Source organism: uncultured Roseibium sp. (genome assembly GCF_947494555.1).
Lineage (GTDB): Bacteria > Pseudomonadota > Alphaproteobacteria > Rhizobiales > Stappiaceae > Roseibium.
This window is the reverse complement of sequence record NZ_CANLVF010000008.1, coordinates 116078-138588: the sequence shown is the minus strand read 5'-3', so window position 1 is coordinate 138588 and position 22511 is coordinate 116078. Positions and strand designations below refer to the sequence as shown.

Sequence of the window (22511 nt, the reverse complement as noted above, 5' to 3'; positions counted from 1 at the left end):
TGCAGATCAAGTCTAGATCGACGCAACCTTAGTCATGTTCCGCAGCTTCAATCGCTGCGACGATCGCGTGCGCTTTTTCGTTGACGCTGTAAGCAACACCGCTGCCTTCGTGCTCCGGTGCGGCCATCCTTATCGTGGCGTATTTCTGATAGTCCTCAATGGAAGCAATGAATGCAGGGTTGACCCAAACCTGGCCACCGGCAATCGATTCAAGCTTAATTAGATTGGTGCGCATATCAGAGCCCTTTTGAATGATACGGAGCCTCTTGTCCCGATTTTCGTGTTTGCTGGCGAGACGCGCTCTGCGCGGTGGTTCGGGTGACCACGAGCAGAGCGCAACGAAGTCCAGCGGACCCGAAAATCGGGCCTTCGGTGGACCAATTCAACCCATCTCCTGCGTTGCGGAGTTTGCACGATAAACCATATCGCGCTGTGCTCCGCGCCTTGGATACGAGCTGAATTGGTTCCATCAATCGGCTGCGTGTCATTCAATAGCGCTCTAGTCTTTTGGATGTGGTGACCCGAATTCTTGTGACAAGCATGGCCAGCCAGCTTATCGCCTTTGCGTGCTGCAAACAGGAATTAAGCCGATGCAAAAATGCCGGGACGGGTGGTGTCGCCTGTTTGCACGAGGTTGATATGGCGGACGCGATGCGAACTTAAAAACAGGCACAAAAAAACCCGCCCGTTAAGGGCGGGTGGAGGGTCTACCTTCCGGGAGGAGAAGGAACGGATCAGGCCACGGCGCGGGCAAGCGCGCATTGCGACCAGAGATCGTTGATTGAATCAGCAAGATGCTCGATGTCGGCCGCCGTATGAAGAGGTGTCGGCGTGAAACGCAGGCGTTCCGTGCCGACCGGCACCGTCGGGTAATTGATCGGCTGAACGTAGATGCCATAGGTTTCAAGCAGGATGTCGGAGATCCACTTGCACTTCTTCGCGTCGCCGACCATGACCGGTACGATATGGCTCGGGTTTTCCATGTGCGGAATGCCGCGCTTGTCCAGCGCTGCGCGAACCTGAGCGACCCGGTCCTTATGTGCCTTGCGCTCGAAAGGGCTTTTCTTCAGGTGCTTGATGGACTCGGTTGCGCCTGCAGCAAGTGCCGGGGGCAGTGCCGTGGTGAAGATAAAGCCGGACGCAAAGGACCGGATGAAATCCACGACTGTCTTGCTGCCGGTGATGTAACCGCCCATGACACCGAACGCCTTGCCAAGCGTGCCTTCGATGATTGTCAGCCGGTCCATCAGGCCTTCGCGTTCGGCAACACCGCCACCGCGTGCGCCATACATGCCAACGGCGTGCACTTCATCGAGATATGTCAGAGCGCCGAACTTGTCCGCGACGTCGCAGATCTCCTTGATCGGGGCGATGTCTCCGTCCATGGAGTAAACGCTCTCGAAGGCGACCATTTTCGGTGCGTCCGGATCGTCGGCGGCCATCTGCCGCTCGAGATCCTTATAATCATTGTGCTTGAAGATCCGCTTCTCGCAGCGGGCGTGACGGATGCCCTCGATCATGGACGCATGATTGAGGCTGTCAGAGTAAACGATCATGCCCGGCACCTGGGACGCCAGCGTGCCCAGTGCGGCCCAGTTGGAGACATAACCGGATGTGAAGATCAGAGCCGCTTCCTTGGCATGCAGATCGGCCAATTCGCGTTCCAGGAGGACGTGATAGTGGTTGGTACCGGAAATATTACGTGTTCCACCGGCGCCCGCGCCGCATTTGGCGATAACGTCCTGCATCGCGCCAACGACCTTTTCGTGCTGGCCCATGCCAAGATAGTCGTTGGAGCACCAGACGGTGACGTCCTGCTGTGAGCCGTCTTCGCGATAGCGCGTTGCCCGGGGGAAATTTCCTGATTGACGCTCAAGATCAGCGAAGACACGGTAGTTGCCATTGTCATGAAGTTTGCCCAAGCGCTCTTCAAGATACGCGTTCACGTCCATGATACCGGTCCTCTTTATCGCTGGTTTCTTCCGACCAGCGCCTCTCGTCAATCTCCCGCCGACTTATCGCGCCGCGGCGGTGTGCTTCAGGTCCCAACCTTCTGAAGGTAATTATCAGGTACCTTTAAGTTATTCAAAACTGCATAAATAGACAACTCGCCTTGATCAAGGTCAAACACACGTGATGCGTCCAAAAGTCATAGAGCTGTCGCAACCTGCAAGATTGCTTCTCTAAAAACCCGGTTCTTCCAAATTGGGTCACAATCTCTTTGATTTTCAACCGCTTATATAAGTCTATTGCTTTCAATCGACAAACATGAATACTGATTCATGTTTCATAGTTTTTGGAGTGTCGACGTGAACAGACCGGCCAGCACCTTGGATGTGCCGCTCAAGACGCCTTTCAATCAGCCGAAAACCGCCAGGGGCGAGGCGACGAGAAAGGCGATTCTTTCAGCCGCGGAACGTGTAATCGGCGCCCGGGGTTACAATGATGCCTCCATCGGCCACATAACCAGCGAGGCCGGTGTCGCCCAAGGCACGTTTTACATCTATTTCAAGACCAAGGAAGAGGTTTTTTCCGAGCTTGTTCTGGAAATGGGGCGCCTGGTTCGTCACACGATTTCCGAGGCGACACAGGACATAGAGGACAGGCTTTCGGCCGAAAAGGAAGGCCTGAGAGCGTTTCTGGAGTTCGTGCAGGCGCACCCTGACCTTTACCGGATCGTTCAGGAGGCGCTCTTTGTCGATCCGCGGGCTTACCGCGAATACTATGAGGCGTTTGCCGACGGCTACCGCCCGGGTCTCGTTGATGCGGCCGCCTCCGGACAGATATCGGCAGGCGACCCGGACACCCGCGCATGGGCCCTGATGGGAATTGCGCGCGCGCTTGGCGAGCAGTTGGTCGTCTTTGAGACCAAAACGCCAATATCCGAGCTTGTCGAAAGCGCCTACGACCTGATCGCAAATGGTATCAAGCCGTGAAACCGGCACCTGGATTTGTCGAAACGGAAGAGCGGGACGGTGCTGTCTGGGTTCGGATGAACCGTCCTCATCGCCATAATGCGCTGGTTCCCGATCTGCTTCTTGACCTGAGGGCCGCAATCTTGGCGGCAGCGCAAGCAAAGCCTGTAGCTCTCGTTATCTGCGCCAAGGGCACCAGCTTTTCAACGGGCGGAGACTTGCTGGGATTTCTGGAACACGGTTGTCGTCACCAGGAGCTTCTGGCCTATTCGGATCGTCTCGTCGGTCTCCTCCACGAAGCGATCCTTGATCTTCTGACGTTCCCAGCGCCTGTTTTGGCAGCCGTCAACGGGCCGGTCACCGGTGGATCCGCCGGACTGATTTTTGCGGCCGATATGGTTGCCATGTCCGAAGACGCCTTCATCCAACCCTACTACTCGGAAGTAGGCTTCGGACCCGATGGCGGCTGGACCGCGCTCTTGAGCGATCGCATTGGAGCGGCCAGATCGCTTCAGGTCCAGTATCTGAACGAAAGGGTTTTTGCTGACGAAGCCCTGGCTCTTGGACTGGTGTCGCGGGTTTGCAAACCGGCCCGGCTTGAGGCTGACGTTGGAGATTGGATTGCGGTCCTCGGTTCTCAGCACCTGCAAAGCCATCTGGCAACCCGGCGGAACGTTTGGGATGAACTGCGTCTTGAAGCGGTGCGCAAGCGTCTTGGAAACGAAAAAGAACAGTTTCTCGAACTCGTTGCCCGGCCCGAAACCATTGCCGGCCTGAAGGCTTTTACCAGCTAGAGCGCCTGAAACGGGAACCCAATTTGAACACCAGGTGTTGGGAGGACACATGGAGTTTTTGACCGACATGGCGGCAAAGCGGGCGGAACTAACGCCCGAGAGACTGGCCTTCACTGACCACGAAAGCGGATTGGCCTATACGTTCTGTGAGGTGAACAGCCGGGCAAGCCGCCTTGGAAACCTGCTTCTTGGCCGCGGGCTCAAGAAAGGCGACCGTGTTGGGGTTCTTTGCCGCAATCATCCCGACTTTTTCGTGCTTTTGTTTGCCGCGCAAAAGACCGGGATCTTGCTCATTCCGCTCAACTGGCGTCAGCCTGTTGCCGAATTGAAGCCCATACTTGCAGCGTCGGCCGCGCAATTGCTTTTTGCCGACGAAGAGAGTGCGGAAACCGCGGCTGAGCTTGCGCGGGAATGCGATGTCGAGGTGTTACCCATCGGCGCTGCACCGAACGGAGACAGCGCGCTTGGTCCGCTGCTTGCGCAATCAAGTCCGGCGGCCATCGGCTGCGGCCGCATCAAGGCAAATGCACCGTGGTATCTCTTGTTTACGTCAGGAACCACCGGGTTGCCAAAGGCCGTCATTCAGACTGCCGGGATGGCCTATGCCAACATGACGAACTATTGCCAGGCGACCGGGCTGAGTGTCGGAGAAAAGGGCGTCAATTTCCTGCCCCTCTTTCACACGGCCGGTATTAATCTGCCGACATTGCCGATTTTCCTAAATGGTGGAGCGTCCACCGTTTTGCGCAGTTTCGATCCAGATCATGTGCTTGATTTGATTGACGCAGGCGATGTCACCGCATTTTTCGGCGTGCCGGCGATTTACCAGGCAATGGCGCTTTCTTCCAAGATCCGCAAAGCGGACTTTTCCAGGGTTCGTTCGCTGGGATGCGGCGGCGCACCTGTTCCAAAGCACCTCCTAACCGACTTCCGAAAACGCGGCGTGACCATCTGCAACGGTATGGGCATGACCGAAACGGGACCGACGGTATTTCTGATGGACAGGGACCATGCGGACCGGAAGATCGGCTCGGTGGGCAAGGCACAAATTCTGACCGATGTAAGGCTTGTCGATGCGGACGGCGAAGTGGTCGAAGGCCCCGGCGAAGGGGAGGTCCAGTTCAGGGGGCCGAACATCACGCCCGGCTACATGGACAACCCGGATGCAACGGGAGCTGCTTTCACAGAGGATGGGTGGCTGAAGTCCGGCGATGTCGCGCGGCGGGACGAGGACGGCTACTACTTCATCGTTGACCGGATCAAGGACATGTACATTTCCGGTGGTGAAAATGTCTATCCAGCCGAGGTCGAAAAGGTTCTGGTCAGCCATCCGGCCATTCTGGAAGCCGTGGTTATCGGTGTGCCCGACGAAAAATGGGGCGAGGTCGGTGCCGGTTACCTGATCCTGAGGCCAGGTGCGAAGCTTGATACGGCAGACCTGCCCGCCTGGTGCAGGCGGCATCTGGCGCCCTACAAGATCCCCAAACGCTTCGAAGTGGTAGAGGATCTGCCCCGAACCGCTGCAGGCAAAGTGCGCAAGAACATTCTCAAAGACAGTTTTTCGTCGCAACCGGTTGCGGAGGATGCGTAAGCCATGAGCCATTCCGCCGAAAAGCCGTCTTGTACCACCTTTACCTGGACGCCGAGACAGGCTGACTTCGATGCATTCGCCAGGCTTTCGGGCGATGACAATCCGATACATGTCGATCCGGATTTTTCCGCCCGTACCCGGTTCGGAAGAACCGTGTCGCATGGAATGCTTCTCTACACGCGGGTTTACGGACATTTGCAGGCACTTTACCCGGAGCGCGACCACGAACTGCAAACGCTGATGTTTCCCAATCCGTCCTATGCAGACGAAGAATTGACGATTTCCTTTTTGGAGAATCCCGACATGCCCGATCAGGTCGAGATCGAAATACGCCGAAGCGCCGATGGTGTGGTCACCCTTTCAGGGGCATGCACATTCAAAGGTGCGGCATGATTTTCAGTCTTGGGCAGCAAGCTCTACTCCGGAGAACCTTTACCAGCGAGGACATGCGTGCCTTCGCCGCCTTGTCTGCTGATCATGCCGCTGTGCCTGCAAGCGTGCCGGGGCCGCTTGTCGGAGGTCTCTTTTCGTATTTGCTCGGGGTCAGGCTTCCCGGCCCTGGTACGAACTATCTCAAGCAAAGCCTCGATTTTCTGGCTCCGGCCCCTGTGGAAGAAGAACTGACGGCATCCGTCACCGTAACGCGTTTGAGGCCCGACAAGCACCTGGTCGACCTTGAAACCATCTGCGAAACCGCCAGTGGAATCCGCATCTGCCAAGGCAGGGCGCTTGTCTATGTCGAGGACGTGGAGCAGCTCACGATGCAGCCACCGGGGTCTTGATCGGTTCATTCGTTCAACTAATTGGTTGACTAATGTTTTGAACTGGAGTAATTCAACTAAATGGTTGAACGAGTGCCTGATGACCAGAAACTCACCGCCATTTTGAAGGCGATGAGCGATCCGCGCCGTCGGGAACTGCTGACACTCCTTGTCCAGCATGGTCCGACAAGGGTCACAGATCTCGCAAGGCACTTCGACGTCAGCCTCAACGCCGTGTCGAAGCATATCAAGGTTCTGGAAGCAGCCGGCCTTGTGCGCAGACGAACCGAATGGCGCGAGCACCTGATCGAACCGGACATGGGGCCGGTCCGAGAGATCGATCGCTGGTTCCAGGACCTCAGATCCATCTGGGCGCAACGCCTCGACGCGCTGGACGAGTTACTTGAAACGGAGCCGGATGATGAATGATCTGAGTGTTGTTGTTTCGCGTGTTTTTGCTGCACCGGCGGAACGTGTCTTCGAAGCCTGGCTTGATCCTGAAACGCTCTCAAAGTTCATGACACCGGGACCAGGCATGACCGTTCCAAAAGCGACCGCTGATCCAACTGTCGGGGGCCGCTTCGAAATCGTCATGCAGGCAGGGGATCAGCAAATACCCCATGCAGGAACGTATAAGGAAATCTCCCGCCACTCGCGTCTTGCATTCACCTGGGAAAGCCCGTTCTCAGAGCCGGACAGCATCGTTACTCTTGATTTTGAGGAAGTTGACGGTGGCACGCAGCTTACGCTCACGCATGTTAAGTTTCCGTCTGAGGAAAGCCGCGACAATCATAAGGGAGGTTGGACTCATATATTGGAATGCCTAGGACCTGTCACAGAGAACGGACAGGCCGTTTAGAACGGGTTTTGTAGAGCGATCTGGCAGACCTACTCGCCTTCCACCAGACGGGTTTTCGCCGGCCAGAATGCGTAACATTCCTTCAATTGATCGGTTATGGAAATCGGGTCGCGATACACCCAGCCGATTTCGGTGCCCTCCAGCGCGATGTAACTGGCGTCACCCTTGATCGGGCAGTGTGTCGACCTTTCTACGGTCTCGAAAATTGCAACAAGGTCTGCCTCAGGAATGTAGACCACGGGATCATACACCGACTTGCCGAACTCAATGACCCTCTGCGCGGAGGTGCTGTCCGCCAGCAAGACATCGCCGGCATAAACACGTATGCGGCGCGGCACGTTCTTGATCACCATCATATGAGCCGGATTGTCCGGATTTCTAATCGCCTCATTAAGTGCGGGCATTGAGGTGTCTGGCATTGGTTTGTCCTTTCTTTCTCCATTTACGTGAGGTCGCGGAGGCAGTTTGGCAATTGTAAAACGGGAAATTCCACGGTGCGAAAATGCACATGAAACTGGCTTTTAGATAGTATGAAGACGAATCTGGCTAAATCGCGCCTTGAAAAATGTCTCAAAACAGCGCTCAAACTGCCGACCTGTTCGAGATGAAAGGTGTTCCCCCATGAGCAATCAGCCTGCCGAGGCCCTGCGAGACCTGTTTCAGCGGGCGGTGGAAGTTGCCGATCCGATGAAAAGCCTCTCTGCTTTTCTGCCGGAAATGCCGGACGGCCGGGTCGTCGTGATTGGAGCGGGCAAGGCCTCAGCGCGCATGGCCGAAGCTGTCGAAGCCGTCTGGGGACCCTGTGAGGGGCTGGTCATCACGCGCTACGGCTACGGGCGTCCCTGTCAGGGGATCGAGATTGTTGAAGCAGCCCATCCCGTACCCGACGAGGCAGGTCTCAATGCCACACGCCGCCTGCTGTCGCTTCTTGAGGGTCTTGGCGAAGATGACTTTGTCCTGGCGCTCATCTCCGGAGGCGCTTCGGCGTTGCTTACATCGCCGGCAGGCGACATTTCGCTTTCGGAAAAGCAGCTGGTTAATCAGAAGCTTTTGAGTTCGGGCGCTCCCATCGGTCAGATGAACACGGTGCGAAAGCACCTTAGTGAGGTGAAAGGCGGACAGCTCGCCGCAGCTGCCTATCCGGCCCGCACGCTGGCATTGCTGCTATCCGACGTTCCGGGGGATGGTCCGGCCGAGATCGGGTCCGGGCCAACGGTCGGCGACCGAAGCTCTAATGATGACGCCGCGGCGATCCTGGGCAAGTGGGGCCTTGAGGTGCCGGATACGGTCAAAGCCGTTCTGGCGGGGCCCACCGGGGTCCTCCCGCCCGACGATTTGAAGCTCTCGCGTGTGACCAACACGATCTTTGCTGCCCCTTCCCAATCGCTTGAAGCAGCGCGAGAACAGGCCGAAGGTCTCGGATGCGACGTTGAAATTCTGGGGGATGCCCTGGAGGGGGAGGCCCGAGAGGTCGCACAAGCGCATGCGCGTCTCGCCCTTGAGCGCCAGAGAACGCGCGGCGCGGAAGGCCAACCGCTCCTGTTGCTTTCGGGCGGCGAATTGACCGTGACGCGCAACGGCAACGGGGTTGGTGGACCGAATGCGGAATATGCACTCGCATTGGCGCTTGCGCTTGAGCGGGCGCAGGGCATCCACGCGCTTGCATGCGATACCGACGGTGTCGACGGAGCCGCAGAGGTTGCCGGTGCCGTCATTGGACCCGATACGCTCTTCAAGGCCGAAGAGCAGGGCGTTTCGGCGTCGGCAGCGCTGAGCGAAAACGATGCGCACAGTTTCTTTGAAAAGATCGGCGATCAGGTCGTCACAGGACCGACATTGACAAATGTGAATGATTTCCGTGCCATATGGATTGAATAGCGACCTGATCCGGCAGCGAATTCGGATTTGCCGAAAGGCGATTTGAACAGGGGTTGGAATGTCCGAAGTCACCATCACGCGTGCGGTGCGCATGCCGGACCCGTTCAGGATCGAACGGTTTCTGTCCAATCCGAAGCTCGGCCCGCGCCTCCTCTTTTTCAGCGGAGGATCGGCGCTGAATGGCGTGTCGCAAATTCTGAAGCGATATACGCACAACTCCATTCACCTCGTGACGCCATTTGATTCCGGCGGCAGCTCGCAAGGGCTTCGTGTCGCATTCGACATGCCGGCAATCGGAGATCTGAGAAGCCGTCTCATGGCGCTTGCCGACGAGACGGTGCTCGGGCATCCGGATGTCTTCCGGCTTTTCACGCACCGTTTTGCAAAGTCTGCGATGCTGGAGGATTTGCACAATGAACTCGGCGCGATGATCGCCGGCACGCATCTGCTGGTCGGTGCCATCGAGCAACCCATGCGCACACTCATCCAGAACCAGCTCGGCATGTTCCGGTCTGCCTGCCCGAAGACGTTCGACCTGCGCGGCGCAAGCATCGGCAACCTCATTCTTGCGGGTGGTTACATCAACCAGAACCAGCAGATTGAGCCGATTATCTTCCTGGTGTCCAAGCTGGTCGGTGTGCAGGGCACGGTTCGTGCGGTGACCGATGACAACCTGCATCTGGGTGCCGAACTTGCCAATGGTGACGAGATCATCGGTCAGCATTTGCTGACCGGCAAAGAGCACCCGGCACTGACGTCGCCGATCAAGGATTTTTTCCTCAATCACGGTCTGAACCGCAAGGACCCGGCACAATCTGTATTCCCGGAACGCAACCGGACGCTGATGCATTCCGCCGATCTGATCTGCTATGCGCCCGGCAGTTTCTATACGAGCCTGATGGCCAACCTGCTGCCGGAGGGGGTCGGACAGGCGATCGCGGAACGCACGGTTCCCAAAGTCTATGTGCCAAGTCTAGGTAACGATCCTGAAACCGGCGACATGTCTCTCGCGGACAAAGTCCACACCTTGCTGACCTATCTGCATCGCGATGCCGGTAGTGGCTGTCGGACCGAGGAGCTGCTCAATTTCGTCATTGTCGACAAGAGCGTACCGGACGCGCAGACTGCTGAAATCAGCGCGCGTGGGATTACGGTGCTGAAACTCGATTTGGTGAGCAAGACGTCTTCGCCGTATTACGACCCGGTGGCGCTTTGTGAAGCGTTGGTCTCGTTGGTGTGAAGACAGTCGGAGGGCGGTAGATGAATGATTCAGCGAAAGTCGATGGTATCGGCGGCGTCTTTTTCAAAAGCACTGACCCGGAGCGGCAGGCCGCGTTCTACAAGAAGCACTTCGACATCAATCTGGGCACGTGGCTGCATCAGAACGCGGGCCCGTCCGTCGTGGCTGCCTTCAAGGCGGACACATCTTATTTTGGACCCGCCGACAATCGCTTCATGATCAACTTCCGGGTCACCGATATCGACGCTCTTATGGCGAGCTTGCGCGGCGACGGAGTGACGGAACTCGGCTACGACGACGAGGAATACGGCCGCTTCTTCCGCTTTCTGGATCCAGAAGGCAATGCCGTCGAGCTGTGGCAACCGCCCGAAGGCGATCTGCCAGAGGACTAGCATGTTGTCACCGGTGGCAATGCGGGCTTAAGACAATCTGCACATGTCCGTGTTCGAATATCGTGAGTTACGTGCCTGAACATCGAGGAAGCTTCATGAAACGCACGCCGCTCCTGAACCGTCATCTCAGCAAGCTGGTGGCTTCCCTCGGTCATCTGGATGAAATTGTGATCGCAGATGCCGGTCTCCCGGTGCCTCCGGGCGTCGGTGTTATCGATCTTGCCGTGTCGCCGGGTATACCCGGATTTTTCGATGTCTTCGAAGCCCTGACCTGGGAACTTGTTGTCGAACAGGCCGTGTTCGCTGAGGAAGCTGCTCCCGAGTTGGTCACGCGCATCGAAGTCAAGCTGGCACACTGGGCAGCGGAAACCGGCAAGCCGATCGAGCCAGTCCGTGTGTCTCACGATGACTTCAAACACCGCTCGCAGCGCGCACGTGCGATCATACGTACGGGTGAAGTGACCCCTTACGCAAACATCATCCTCGTGTCCTCGGTGCCGTTCTGAGCCTATTAGGTACCCATCTTGACGATGGAAGGTGGTCCTGGCTGAAGCATGGCGAAGAGCGGTGCCCCCGTAATCATTGAGTTCGGTACCTTTCTGCTCGAATGCAGATACCGGATGCGGGTCTTCGCGCTGCCAAACCGGGCTGACTATGGATCCCGGTCGAGCTTCTAATCGTATGTTATTGCAGGTTTGGCTCGCGACGTGTTCTTGATTTACCGAAACCATTGAGAGCAGTGTTTTGCTTTAACACCAGCATGTTCCCGCAGTGCAGAAAATTCTTTTTGCGTTTCCGAAACCGATTTTGTTGACTTCCGAAACCGGTTTTGGAACACTTTTGCCTAATAAATCGGCGCCAGGTGTATCCCGGTCGCCGAGAAATCAAGGGGTGAAGCGCCCTTCGGGAGGAAAGATGTCGCGACTCCGTGGTTCCGTCACCATTGACGACGTGGCCCGCCATGTCGGCGTAGCCAAGGGAACGGTTTCGCGCGTCCTCAACAATTATACCGACATTTCCGACAGTACCCGTAAACGTATCCTCAAAGCCGTTCAGGACCTTGGATATCAACCATCCGCGACAGCGCGGAACCTGAAACGGGGACGGCAGGACACGCTCGGTATCATCATTCCAGTCGGACACGGAAACGGAGCCGATCCGTTTCTGGCCGAATTCATCGACGGCATCGCGCGCGCACTGGATGAGCTCGGACTTGATCTCCTTGTGACAACCGCACACTCGCGCGACCACGTGATTCAAACGCTTAAGCGTCTGATCGCCCGGCGCAAGGTGGACGGTTTCATTGTTACACGAACAGAAGTCGACGATCCGCGGATCGCGTATCTGAACGAGCTGAATTTCCCGTTTGTCGCCCACGGGCGGACTGGGGATCCCTCCGGTTATGCCTGGTTCGACATCGACAACGAGGCGACATTTGCCGACGGTGTCCGCCATCTTTACAGCCTTGGTCACGAGCGGATCGGCTTTGTCGGCGGATCGCTCGACCTGAACTTTGCCCGTCAGCGCCGGGAAGGTTACCGTCAAGGTCTCGAGGCGCTTGGCGTGCGCCATGACCCGGATCTTGAGACAATCCAGACTATCAGCGAAGAGGGCGGTCTCGCGGGCGCGGAGGCGCTGCTGTCGCAAGCTGCTCCGCCAACCGCAATGCTCTGCGCCACGGATGCGCTGGCAATCGGCGTCGTCCAGTTCTGCCGTAAACTCGGCTTGAAAGCCGGATCGGACGTTACCGTGATCGGCTACGATGGCTTGCCGGTGGGCGAATATCTTGATCCGCCGCTGACGACGTATTCGCAGAGCGCTCAGGAAGCCGGCGGGCGCGTTGCCCGCATGCTGATCGACCTTCTTGACGGCAAAGAGCCGCAAACGCTGCAGGCTCTTGCAAAAGCAAGACTTATCCGGCGCGCCTCCGATGGCGCTCCGTCCATGACATCGGATGCGCTGGCAAATGTGCTCCGTGACCGGCTGAACCAACAGCCACCTTCTGGCAGTAAGGGAGAATGAAATGTTTGGGAGGAGTAAATTCCTGGCCTCGACCATTGCGGGCGTGCTCGCACTTGGCCTGACGACGGCACAGGCGGACACGCTGCGTTTCTGGACGACAGAAGAGCAGCCTGAGCGTCTTGCCAAACAGGAAGAAATGGCAGCAGCCTTCAAGGACAAGACCGGTATCGAAGTCGAGGTCATTCCGGTTTCTGAATCCGATCTCGGAACGCGGGCAACCGCGGCTTTTGCGGCCGGTGACCTGCCGGACGTGATCTATCACACGCTTCAATATGCGCTGCCCTGGGCAGAAGCCGGTATTCTGGATACGGAAGCGGCGACCGAAGTCGTTGATAATCTCGGCAAGGATACTTTCGCGCCGGGCGCTGTCGCAATGGCGGCTGTCGACGGCGGTATCGCCTCCGTTCCGGTTGATGGCTGGACGCAGATGGTCGTTTACCGCAAAGACCTCTTCGAAGCGAACGGTCTTGCGGCACCAGACAGCTACGAGAACATTCTGGCCGCGGTTGAAAAGCTGCACAATCCGCCGGAAATGTTCGCATTCGTCGCAGCAACGAAAATCGACGAAAACTTCATGAGCCAGGTGCTCGAGCATGTGCTGCTGGCCAACGGCGTGACCCCGGTTGACGGCGACGGCTTCAAGGCTCTTGACGAGAAGAAAACGATTGAAGCCCTGGAGTTCTACAAGGCAATCGCCAAGGCTTCGCCTCCCGGCGACCTTTTCTGGAAGCAGTCGCGCGAACTTTATTTTGCCGGCAAGGCTGCAATGATCATCTGGTCTCCGTTTATCCTGGATGAACTTGCCGGACTGCGCGATAGCGCTCCGCCGACCATTACCGACGATCCGACATCGAAGGAACTGGCATCCAAAACCGGTGTCGTGACGACACTGAGCGGTCCGTCCAATCCGGACGGTGCGGCCTGGGGCGACGTGCGTTATTTCGGCATTACGAACGACGCCGACACCGAATCTGCGATGCAGTTTATCGAGTTCTCGATGGATGACGGCTACATGTCCACTCTGTCGATCGCGCCTGAAGGAAAGTTCCCGATCCGCCGCGGCAATGCCGACAATGCGACGGCCTTTGTGGATGGCTGGGCCCAACTGCCGGTCGGTGTGGACCGCAAGGCTCCGTTGACGGAACTCTATGATCCCGAGACGATCAAGACCATCGTTGCCGGTCTCGATACCGCCAGCCGCTGGGGCGTCACGGAAGGTCAGCTTTCGCTTGCATCGAAGATCATCAACAGCCAGGTGATCAACCGCTATGTCCGTGAGTTCATCGACGATGAGCGCGACGCCGCGGCAACCGTTGCCAAACTCAACGAAGAACTCGCCAAGGTTCAATAACAAAACTGCACGTGGTTCCTCCGGCCAAACGGCGGAACATCACCCACCATGAACATCCGGATCGGGCGCAAAACCTATAGGTGCCCGGTCTCCACCAAGTGCTTCTTCCCGCGCATGCTGCGCGGGAGGTCAGGGACGGTTTGTCCTAACGCCGCCAGAATTTCAGGTGGCGAACGGGCAGAAAAGCAGAGCTGGAACCATGAGCGCACAGAACCAAAACTCGGAGTCCCTGGGGCCGCCAAAAGGTGTCGGACCCATGCAGCGCCGCGAGATGTGGCTGGCCTATCTCATGCTGGCGCCCACATTCGCCATCATTTTGATGATTGTCGCCGGGCCGCTACTTGCCAACTTCTGGATCAGTGTGAAACCGGTTCAGCTGGCTGATCTGCGACCGCCCACTGTCCTCGTCAACGAGCGCGTGCGCGGCCGTCCCGCAGCTGCGGGAGATAGTGCGGAGATCGAATATCGTCTTCGAAATTCCTCGCAAGAGGCGGAAGTCCGCGATGTCGTGCTCACGGACGCCATTCCTGCCGGCTTTAACGTGACCGCTGTGCCCGATGTGTGCGCGCTCAATGGCAGCGCGATGACCTGTACAATCGGGACTGTCGAACCCGGCTGGCGGGAACGCCTCAAGATCGAAGGGACTGTGACCGACGCATTCCTGGCCGCGAACCGTCCCGAGCGTGCGAGCAAACCGGTCATATCTGGCGATGCCGACAATATCCTGACCAGTTTCGATTTCTCGCTCGAGAATTTCCGAAGGATCTTCAGCGCGGACGAATTCTGGTCGGTCCTGCGCGTAACCTTCTATTACACGATCTTCGGAACAGGCGGTGCGCTGGTCCTGGGCCTTTTTGCAGCGCAGCTGCTCAACACGGCTTTCAAGGGCAGGGGATTTGTCAGGGGGCTTTTCCTGTTTCCCTATGTCTCCCCGGTGATTGCCGTGGCGTTCACCTGGGTAGTGCTTTTCGATCCGTTTTCCGGCACGGTGAATGCGCTTCTGACCAAAATGGGTGTGGTGAGCGACCCGATCAATTTCTTCGGGCAACGGGCGATCGAGTACTCGCTTTTCGGCATCCAGATGGAGTTCCCCCTGGCGCTGACGACGGTGATTGCGTTCGAGGCGTGGCGGTATTTCCCCCTGTCCTTCCTGTTCATTCTGGCGCGCATGCAGTCGATCAACACGGATATGTATGAAGCTGCCGAGATGGACGGAGCAACGCCGTTGCAGCAGTTCTGGTACCTGTCGCTGCCGCAGCTGATGGGCATCCTGTCCGTGCTGTTCCTGCTGAGGTTCATCTGGACGTTCAACAAGTTCGACGACATCTTCCTGCTCACTGGCGGCAATGCCGGAACCAGGACGCTCACCGTCGATGTCTATGAACAGGGCTTTGCGCTCTCCAACCTTGGAGCCGGTGCCGCGGTGGCGGTCGTGGTCTTCGTGGTTCTGGTGACATTTGCGACCCTGTTCATCCGCTTCTCACCGAAGGAGGAAGGGCTATGAGACCGGGGAGCATCATTCTTGCCGCCATCACGGGCCTAATCTGGGGCGTAACAGGAATTGTCGTCATCGCCGTCACCCTGACGCTGATAACCGGCGAAGTCGCGCTGCCGCAGGCAACGGCCGCCGGCATTGCAGGCCTGGTGAGCGCGCTGGTGTTCGTCTGGCGGCAATCGGCAGTTTCAAGCGGAGGGTTGCAGGCCTGGGTGATTGCCGCCATCACACTGTTCGTGATCCTGATGGTCGGATCTTTCGCGGCGCCCTTTACGCTGCCGCTGAGCACCGTCCCGGTCTGGCAGATCCTGGCGCTGATCGTATTCGTTCTGGGGGCCACCTGGGCGACAAGCGTTTGCCTGTCAGGCGCGAGCCTGGGCGCGATGAGCCGCTACGAACGCGAAGTCATCTATATCCGCATCGCCAAGGGCGTCGGGTTCGTCGTCTTCACGATCATCGTGGCACTGCCGTTTTACGTGATGGTGATGACGTCGCTGAAAAGCCAGCAGACGCTTCTTGCAAACCCTCTGGATCTGTCCATCGACTTTTCGCAAGGGCTGGACGGTCTGCTGCGTTCCTATGTCGAACTGTTTACCCAGTTCAACTTCGGCCGGTATCTGCTCGTCTCTGCCTATGTGTCCGTTTCGACCGTGTTGTTGACGCTGCTGTTTTCCGTTCCCGGTGCTTACGCGGTTTCAAGGTTGCGCTTTCCCGGACAGGCTTTCCTGTCGCGCTCGGTCCTGTTGATCTACATGGTCCCGGCGATCGTGCTGGTGATCCCGCTTTATGCCGTGTTCTCGCAGCTCGGTTTGCGCAACACGCTCACCGGGCTTCTGATCGTCTATCCAGCCACGACGATTCCGGTCGCGCTTTACATGCTGCAGGGGTACTTCCGCGGAATTCCCTCCGAGCTGGAAGAAGCCGGCCTGATGGACGGCCTCACGCGGATTGGCGTTATCCTGAAGATAACACTGCCCTTGTCGCTGCCGGCGCTCGCGTCCGTCTCGCTCTATGTGTTCATGATCGCATGGAATGAATTCCTGTTCGCTTTCATGTTCCTCGACAATCCGGACATCTTCACCCTGTCGCGCGGTGTCGTGTCCCTGAATTCCTCCGAGGTGCCTCGTCAGCATCTCATGGCGGGCGCGGTGATTGCGACCGTGCCCGTCCTCGTCATTTTCCTCTGGTTCGAACGCTTCCTCGTGCAGGGCCTGACGGCCGGCAGCGTGAAGGGTTAGATCGAATTTGAAACGGCCGCACTGGCCAAGGAGAAATCTGTGTCAAGCGCAGACTTAGATCAAACAGCAAAATCCATCCTGATCGAAAATGATCAGGGTGGGTACACGGTACCGACCAAGGGGCTTTATCCCTATCAGTGGAACTGGGATTCGGTGTTCGTGGCTCTTGGTTTCGCGACCTTCGATCAGGATCGGGCGTGGCGGGAAATCGAAATGCTCTTCGAAGGTCAATGGCGGGACGGGATGGTTCCTCACATTCTCTTTCGAAAGGATGATCCGAGCTACTTTCCCGGTCCTTCAGTTTGGGGAACAGATGGCGGTCCCATCCCGAGCTCGGGCCATTCACAGCCACCGGTTGCCGCCACGGTTATCAGCGATCTTGTTGACAGCGACACCAGCGGGAAGGCACTCGGCCGCGCCGCTGCCCTCTTTCCCAGCCTGATGAACTGGCACCGGTGGTTCCTCGCCTACCGGGATCCGGAGGCAAAGGGTGCCATGTCCGTCATCCATCCCTGGGAATCTGGCCGGGATAACCTGCCGGATTGGGACGACGCTCTGCGTGCCGTTGTCGTGAAGGACATCGGACCCTATGAGCGTAAGGATACTTCACATGTCGATCCGGCGATGCGGCCGCACAAGGAAGACTACGACAGGTATCTGAGCATCATGGCCGCCTGCCGGAATGTCGGTTGGGACCCGGCCGAAGTTGCAAGAACCTGTCCCTTCTTTGTCGCCGATCCGGGGGTCACGTTTATTTTCCTGCGGGCGTCCCGCGACCTTCTGACGTTGGCCGAGAAACTGGGCAAGGACGCGGAAGCGGATGAAATCAAGGGATGGATAAACCGGATGGAAACCGGTGTGAAATCCCTTTGGCATGATGGCTTGAAAGCCCATGTTGCGCTGGACCGGAGATCCGGCAAACACACGGACGGGATTTCAAGCATGTCTTTCCTTGCTCCTTATGCCGGCATTGCCGACCAGGAAACGCTGGAATCGCTCCAGGGGCACTTTGACAGGATCGCCGAAAAGGTTCGCTATCTGATGCCGTCCTACGATCCCGAACATACCAGCTACGAACCGCTCAGGTACTGGCGCGGTCCGGTTTGGGCCATGGTGAACTACATGATCGCCAGGGGTTTCGCCGAAGTCGGCGACAGCGCGCGCGCGGAACGGCTCAGGAATGACACGGCAAGCCTCGTCGAAGCGAGCGGCTTTGCCGAGTATTTCAGCCCGGAAACAGCGGCAGGTGCCGGAGGAGGCACATTTTCGTGGACGGCAGCCATCTGGTTGACCTGGGCATCTCCAACACACGTTGAACAAGCAGCTTAACAAGCCGGAGGACTTCAGACATGGGCGCGATTCAGCTCAACAAGGTCGAAAAATGGTTCGGCGATCTTCAGGTCATCAAGGGCATAGACCTGGATATTCAGGACGGTGAGTTCGTCATTTTTGTTGGTCCTTCCGGTTGTGGAAAGTCGACGTTGCTGCGGCTGATTTCAGGTCTGGAAGAGACCAGCCGGGGATCAATCGAGATCGACAGCAAGGACGTCACGGCTTTGCCGCCATCAGGGCGCGGTCTGTCGATGGTGTTTCAGTCCTACGCCCTTTATCCGCATATGTCGGTCAGGGAAAATGTCGGCTTCGGCCTGAAAACGGCGGGCATCCCGAAACCTGAAATCGAAAGCAAGGTCAACGCAGCCGCCGAAGTGCTCAAGCTCGACGATTATCTTGACCGCAGGCCAAAGGCGTTGTCGGGTGGACAAAGACAGCGCGTTGCCATCGGCCGCGCCATCGTGCGCGAACCGAGCGCCTTCCTGTTTGACGAACCGCTTTCCAATCTCGATGCCGCGCTCAGGGTCGAAATGCGCTTTGAGGTCGCGCGCCTCCATAAGAGCCTCGGGACCACGATGATCTACGTCACGCACGATCAGGTCGAAGCGATGACGCTGGCGGACAAGATCGTGGTTCTGCAGGCTGGCCGGATCGAACAGGTCGGTTCGCCGCGCGAACTTTACGAGCGGCCGGACAACCTTTTCGTTGCACAGTTTATCGGGTCACCGAAAATGAATGTGCTGCCATGTTCCGTCTCCGGCGATCAGTTCTCGCTCCAGGGTCATGGTGGGGGTCATTATCCGCACGCCGGTCTTTCACAGAAGCCGGTCAAGCTCGGCATTCGCCCCGAGCACATGACGATCGTTGCCGAAGGGGAAGGCCATTGCAGTGGAACCGTTGAGGTCGCCGAATATCTCGGAGCCGACATTTTCCTCTACGTTGCTCTGGACGGCCTGGAAACCATCCTTGTCAGGATAAGCGGCAGCGAGACTATCGAGGAAGGCGCTAGAATTGGCCTGAAGTTCGATGAAATGCGCATGCATTTCTTCGACGGAGAGGATCAGGCCATACGCTGACGGGACTCAACGATTGCTGTCCTGTCTGCCTCGCAACAGACCTTGTGAGGCGATCTCCTATCGATAGACTTGTCATTCCGGCTGAAGCGCAGCGGAATGCCGGAAACCGGTAACCTTTTGTATTTTTGTCTTCGACCCGACGGGGTGCTGGATCCCTGTCTTGCCGTTTGCACGGCAAGCCGGGATGACAATTCGGGACAAATTTACGGAACCTGGTTAGGCGATCCGCTGACCGATCTTATCTTGGAATCACATCCACCTTGTGACCGGTGGTCTGTGTACCCGCCGTGTGCAACACGCCTTTCACGGGCGCCGCATCACCGTAGTCCCGGCCCCTGGCGACCACAATATGATCCTGGCCGACCCGAAGGGCGTTGGTCGGGTCGTATTCGACCCAGCCAACTTCAATTCCGCACCAGGCACGCACCCAGGCATGCATGGCATCGGCGCCTTCAAGACGCGGTTGTCCCTCGGGCGGGATCGTGCGCAGGAAACCGCTGACGTAGCCTGCCGGAATACCAATACTGCGCAAGCAGGCAATCATGATGTGCGAAAAGTCCTGGCACACACCATGACGGCGCTCGAAGGCCTCAAGCGCGGGCGTATCGACGGACGTGGCGTCGGCATCAAATTCCAGGTCTTCGTGCAGCGCCTTTCCAATCGTTTCGACCGCCGAAAGCGCGGTACTTCCCGAATTGACGTGCTCCTGGGCATAGACGGCGAAGGCGGGATCCAGCGGCAACCTTGGAGAGGCCGTCAGAAAATGAACCGGTTCGTCCGGCTCAAGCGACTGGACGTTTGCCAATTCCCGGGCCAAAACCGGAAGTGGCGGTGAAATGTCCAGTTCCTCCGGCGTTGCGGTCCGGTCGATCCTGGCGGCCAGTCTGAAAGTCAATTCGCTGTGGGCCCTGCGATATATGACGTCCGTGACCGCATTTTCAAAAAAGTCTTTCCGGTCGCGTCGTTCCGTCGGGCCCGGTGAAAGCCGGATACTTGAAGACAGAAGCCTTTGTTCACCGGGTATTGTTGCAGGCAACAGCCGCAACGCGTGACGCCCCGAATACGCGGAACTCGCATAGTCGTAAGTGATTTCCAGGCTCACATCATAAAGCACGGCGAACTCGCAGACTGTCAGCCCGGTGGAACCCGGGCTATCGGATGTATGTATCGGAAAGCTCGACCGAGAGGAACGCGATCTGGTCCCTCAATTCGCCGAGTGATTCCGGTGTCAGGGTTTCGGGTGTGGCAACGGCAAGGCTCGTGTGGACCTGCAGGACCGCGCGGGCAAGATCTGACAGGTACCCGTTTTCCGAAGCGCCGGGAAGCACACTGATATGGTCTTTCATGTCGGTAAGCTGATGCATGACCGAACGCGGGTTCTTCGGGTCCATCGCAAGCAGGTCGAGAACCGTCGCATGCGAAAGGGAGACGGCATAGCGCCTGCTCATGGACATTGCGCTGTCCCCGACCTCGAGCAGCAATTCCAGGGCACCTTCCGGAGCATCCGGCCCGGTGAAACCGGACAGCAGATCGGCCATTCTGTTCGCGCGTTCCAGCGCGCGTCCAATGCTCAGGAAACGCCAGCCGGTGAAGCGGTACATGTTTTCGTGGACCAGTCCCGAAAACCCGGTGATCTTGCGCAGCAACAGGCTCATGGCCCGCGGCACATCCGCGTTGTCCTTCATGACCTGGCGCGCACCGTTGGCAGTCTGGGCGAGGTCGTTGAGCGCAAGCCAGCCGTCGACGGAAAAACGGTCCCGAACCTTGCCGGCACTGTTCACGGCAGACTGCAGCATGGCGCACAGACCGTCCGGGATCGGCGTCTCGGGAGCGACCCCGATGTCTTCAAGATAGTCGGCTGTACGCGCGATCAGCGGCGCTTCCGGATCTGCGGTTTCGAGCAAGCGTGCATGATAGGCCCGCAGCAAGCGGACTGCTCCTTCGGCCCGCTCGACATATCTTCCGAGCCAGAAGAGATTGTCCGCAGCCCGTGAGGGAAGTGCCCCTGACTGCGATTTGAAGAAGGGCGATTCGCTTTGGTGAAGCAGGGTGTCCATCGCCAGCTTGCGCTTGCCGACGATCCAGACATCGGCAGCCGATCCACCTGCCTGCATTGCAATCGCGCTTGCGCTTTCCGCCTTGCCGATCCGGGCAAATCCGCCAGACATGACTTCCCAGCCTGCGTGGGTGCGCGCCAGGAAGACGCGCAGGCTCATCGGGCGCGGGACGAGCAAACCGTCATGGTAAGCCGGCGTGGTGGAGAGCGTGACCGCTTCCTGGGCGACGAGGCCACCTTTTTCCGTATCGATCCAGTTCTCCAGGATGCCCTTGTGAAACCTGTCTGAATCCTTTCCGATAAAGTCGGTTTGCCCGGACGTGAAAGGCAGTGCGGTCGACAGCGCGGGACTGAACATCATGGCTGCCGCATGCTCTTTGACATAGGACCGGGTGGATTCCTCACCGCACCACCACGTCGCGACGTTGGGCAGCTTCAGCCGTGTTCCCAAAAGTTGTTCGCAAATGCGTGGCAGGAAGGCGAGCAGGGCACGGGTTTCTAGAATGCCCGTACCGAGTGCGTTGACCATCGTCACGTTACCTTCACGCACAGCCTGAACTATGCCGGGTGTCCCGATATGCGATTCTTCGTTCAATTCGACGGGATCGGTCCATGCAGAATCGAGACGGCGCCAAAGAACGCTGATCGGTTTCAATCCGGCAACGGTGCGCACCATCAGATGACCGTTCTCAACCGTCAGATCCTCGCCTTCGAGCAGCATGAAGCCGAGATAACGTGCGATGTAGGCGTGTTCGAAGTAGGTATCGTTCAACGGGCCAGGTGTCAGGATCGAGACGCGGCTGTCCTGCTCGCCGCGCAAGTCCAGAACCTGATCCCGAAACCTGCGGAAGAACCCGGCAAGACGGTGCACATTTGCCTTGGCAAAATACTCGTTGAAGACACGGCCTGTCGCGACGCGGTTTTCAAGCGCAAAACCGGCTCCTGAGGGTGCTTGCGCCCTGTCGGACAATACCCACCAGGTGCCGTCCGGTCCGCGGCCGATTTCAAACGCCAGGAAATGGAGGAAATGCCCTGAACGCGGCGTGATGCCGACAAGCGGCCGCTGCCATTCGGGACTTTCGGCTATCAGGCTCGCGGGCAGATATCCATTGGTGACGAGCCGGTTTTCGCCATAAAGATCGCCCACAACCTTTTCGAGAAGTTCTGCGCGCTGAACCAGCCCTTCGGCAATCGTTTGCCAGTCGCTCTCGCCGATAATCACCGGAATATGGCTCAGCGGCCATTCACGCTCCAGCGCACCATCTTGCCCGTACTGGCGAAAGTAAACGCCCGCGTCGTTGAGATACTGATTACCGCGCGCGAACCGGTCGCCGATGTCTTCAGCGGACAAAGAGGACAGGTGATCAAGGAACGGTCTCCAGACCGGCCGGACAGTGCCGCTGGGATCAAGCAGTTCGTCGGAAACGCCCGGAAAAGGATGGTACGACTTCAACAAGTCGTATTCCAGGTCGCCGCTCTTTGCTGTTTCATCCAAGCTCATTCACATCATT

General features: G+C 57.9%; 22 protein-coding genes. 17 read left to right on the top strand and 5 right to left on the bottom strand.

Annotated features, from left to right (window positions below):
• Positions 1–28 precede the first annotated feature (28 nt).
• Both Q0915_RS29785 and hemA read right to left on the bottom strand, forming a co-directional pair.
• Positions 29–235, bottom strand: a complete 207-nt coding sequence (locus Q0915_RS29785) for a hypothetical protein (RefSeq protein ID WP_299483974.1) — start codon at positions 233–235, stop codon at positions 29–31.
• Between the two features lie 499 nt (positions 236–734).
• Complete coding sequence (hemA, locus tag Q0915_RS29780; protein WP_299483973.1) at positions 735–1952, bottom strand: 5-aminolevulinate synthase; 1218 nt, start codon at positions 1950–1952, stop codon at positions 735–737.
• Between the two features lie 357 nt (positions 1953–2309).
• On the opposite strand from hemA, the gene Q0915_RS29775 reads away from it, so the two are divergent.
• From Q0915_RS29775 to Q0915_RS29745, 7 genes are read left to right on the top strand one after another with little or no spacing between them, the layout of a single operon-like run.
• On the top strand, positions 2310–2936 hold the full coding sequence (locus tag Q0915_RS29775; protein ID WP_299483972.1) for a TetR/AcrR family transcriptional regulator: 627 nt from the start codon (positions 2310–2312) through the stop codon (positions 2934–2936).
• Complete coding sequence (locus Q0915_RS29770; RefSeq protein ID WP_299483971.1) at positions 2933–3709, top strand: enoyl-CoA hydratase/isomerase family protein; 777 nt, start codon at positions 2933–2935, stop codon at positions 3707–3709. Before Q0915_RS29775 ends, Q0915_RS29770 begins: the two co-directional genes overlap by 4 nt.
• 49 nt (positions 3710–3758) lie before the next feature.
• Positions 3759–5300, top strand: coding sequence for an AMP-binding protein (locus Q0915_RS29765; RefSeq protein ID WP_299483970.1), 1542 nt, complete (start codon positions 3759–3761; stop codon positions 5298–5300).
• A gap of 3 nt (positions 5301–5303) precedes the next feature.
• On the top strand, positions 5304–5693 hold the full coding sequence (locus Q0915_RS29760; protein ID WP_299483969.1) for a MaoC/PaaZ C-terminal domain-containing protein: 390 nt from the start codon (positions 5304–5306) through the stop codon (positions 5691–5693).
• A gap of 53 nt (positions 5694–5746) precedes the next feature.
• Complete coding sequence (locus Q0915_RS29755; RefSeq protein ID WP_299544517.1) at positions 5747–6082, top strand: phosphate acetyltransferase; 336 nt, start codon at positions 5747–5749, stop codon at positions 6080–6082.
• Positions 6083–6142: 60 nt separating this feature from the next.
• On the top strand, positions 6143–6490 hold the full coding sequence (locus Q0915_RS29750) for a metalloregulator ArsR/SmtB family transcription factor (RefSeq protein WP_299483967.1): 348 nt from the start codon (positions 6143–6145) through the stop codon (positions 6488–6490).
• On the top strand, positions 6483–6920 hold the full coding sequence (locus Q0915_RS29745; RefSeq protein WP_299483966.1) for an SRPBCC domain-containing protein: 438 nt from the start codon (positions 6483–6485) through the stop codon (positions 6918–6920). The genes Q0915_RS29750 and Q0915_RS29745 overlap by 8 nt, the downstream gene beginning before the upstream one ends.
• Before the next feature lie 29 nt (positions 6921–6949).
• Here the strand turns inward: Q0915_RS29745 and Q0915_RS29740 are convergent, their stop codons facing one another.
• Entirely contained in the window at positions 6950–7339 is a 390-nt protein-coding gene (locus Q0915_RS29740) for a DUF427 domain-containing protein (RefSeq protein ID WP_299483965.1), read from the bottom strand.
• Positions 7340–7541: 202 nt separating this feature from the next.
• On the opposite strand from Q0915_RS29740, the gene Q0915_RS29735 reads away from it, so the two are divergent.
• The 10 genes from Q0915_RS29735 (at position 7542) to ugpC (ending at position 18944) form a co-directional block, all read left to right on the top strand.
• Positions 7542–8798, top strand: a complete 1257-nt coding sequence (locus Q0915_RS29735; protein ID WP_299483964.1) for a glycerate kinase — start codon at positions 7542–7544, stop codon at positions 8796–8798.
• Positions 8799–8856: 58 nt separating this feature from the next.
• Positions 8857–10038, top strand: a complete 1182-nt coding sequence (locus Q0915_RS29730; RefSeq protein WP_299483963.1) for a GAK system CofD-like protein — start codon at positions 8857–8859, stop codon at positions 10036–10038.
• A 20-nt stretch (positions 10039–10058) separates the two neighbouring features.
• Positions 10059–10430, top strand: a complete 372-nt coding sequence (locus Q0915_RS29725; RefSeq protein WP_299483962.1) for a VOC family protein — start codon at positions 10059–10061, stop codon at positions 10428–10430.
• 95 nt (positions 10431–10525) lie between these two features.
• Positions 10526–10936 (top strand): D-ribose pyranase, encoded by a 411-nt coding sequence (gene rbsD / locus Q0915_RS29720; protein ID WP_299483961.1) that lies wholly within the window; start codon positions 10526–10528, stop codon positions 10934–10936.
• A 409-nt stretch (positions 10937–11345) separates the two neighbouring features.
• Positions 11346–12452, top strand: a complete 1107-nt coding sequence (locus tag Q0915_RS29715) for a substrate-binding domain-containing protein (RefSeq protein ID WP_299483960.1) — start codon at positions 11346–11348, stop codon at positions 12450–12452.
• Position 12453: 1 nt separating this feature from the next.
• Positions 12454–13803 carry an extracellular solute-binding protein gene (locus tag Q0915_RS29710; RefSeq protein WP_299483959.1) on the top strand — a complete coding sequence of 450 codons (1350 nt, stop codon included), beginning with the start codon at positions 12454–12456 and terminating at the stop codon, positions 13801–13803.
• A 199-nt stretch (positions 13804–14002) separates the two neighbouring features.
• On the top strand, positions 14003–15307 hold the full coding sequence (locus tag Q0915_RS29705) for a sugar ABC transporter permease (protein WP_299483958.1): 1305 nt from the start codon (positions 14003–14005) through the stop codon (positions 15305–15307).
• Positions 15304–16536, top strand: a complete 1233-nt coding sequence (locus tag Q0915_RS29700) for a carbohydrate ABC transporter permease (RefSeq protein ID WP_299483957.1) — start codon at positions 15304–15306, stop codon at positions 16534–16536. Before Q0915_RS29705 ends, Q0915_RS29700 begins: the two co-directional genes overlap by 4 nt.
• 39 nt (positions 16537–16575) lie before the next feature.
• Positions 16576–17865 carry a hypothetical protein gene (locus Q0915_RS29695; protein ID WP_299483956.1) on the top strand — a complete coding sequence of 430 codons (1290 nt, stop codon included), beginning with the start codon at positions 16576–16578 and terminating at the stop codon, positions 17863–17865.
• A gap of 20 nt (positions 17866–17885) precedes the next feature.
• A complete protein-coding gene (gene ugpC, locus Q0915_RS29690; RefSeq protein ID WP_299483955.1) occupies positions 17886–18944 on the top strand; it encodes a sn-glycerol-3-phosphate ABC transporter ATP-binding protein UgpC in 1059 nt (352 codons plus the stop codon).
• A 238-nt stretch (positions 18945–19182) separates the two neighbouring features.
• Here ugpC and Q0915_RS29685 read toward each other — a convergent pair whose 3' ends face one another.
• Positions 19183–20058, bottom strand: a complete 876-nt coding sequence (locus tag Q0915_RS29685) for a transglutaminase family protein (RefSeq protein ID WP_299483954.1) — start codon at positions 20056–20058, stop codon at positions 19183–19185.
• A 37-nt stretch (positions 20059–20095) separates the two neighbouring features.
• Entirely contained in the window at positions 20096–22501 is a 2406-nt protein-coding gene (locus tag Q0915_RS29680; RefSeq protein WP_299483953.1) for a circularly permuted type 2 ATP-grasp protein, read from the bottom strand.
• Positions 22502–22511 lie beyond the last annotated feature (10 nt).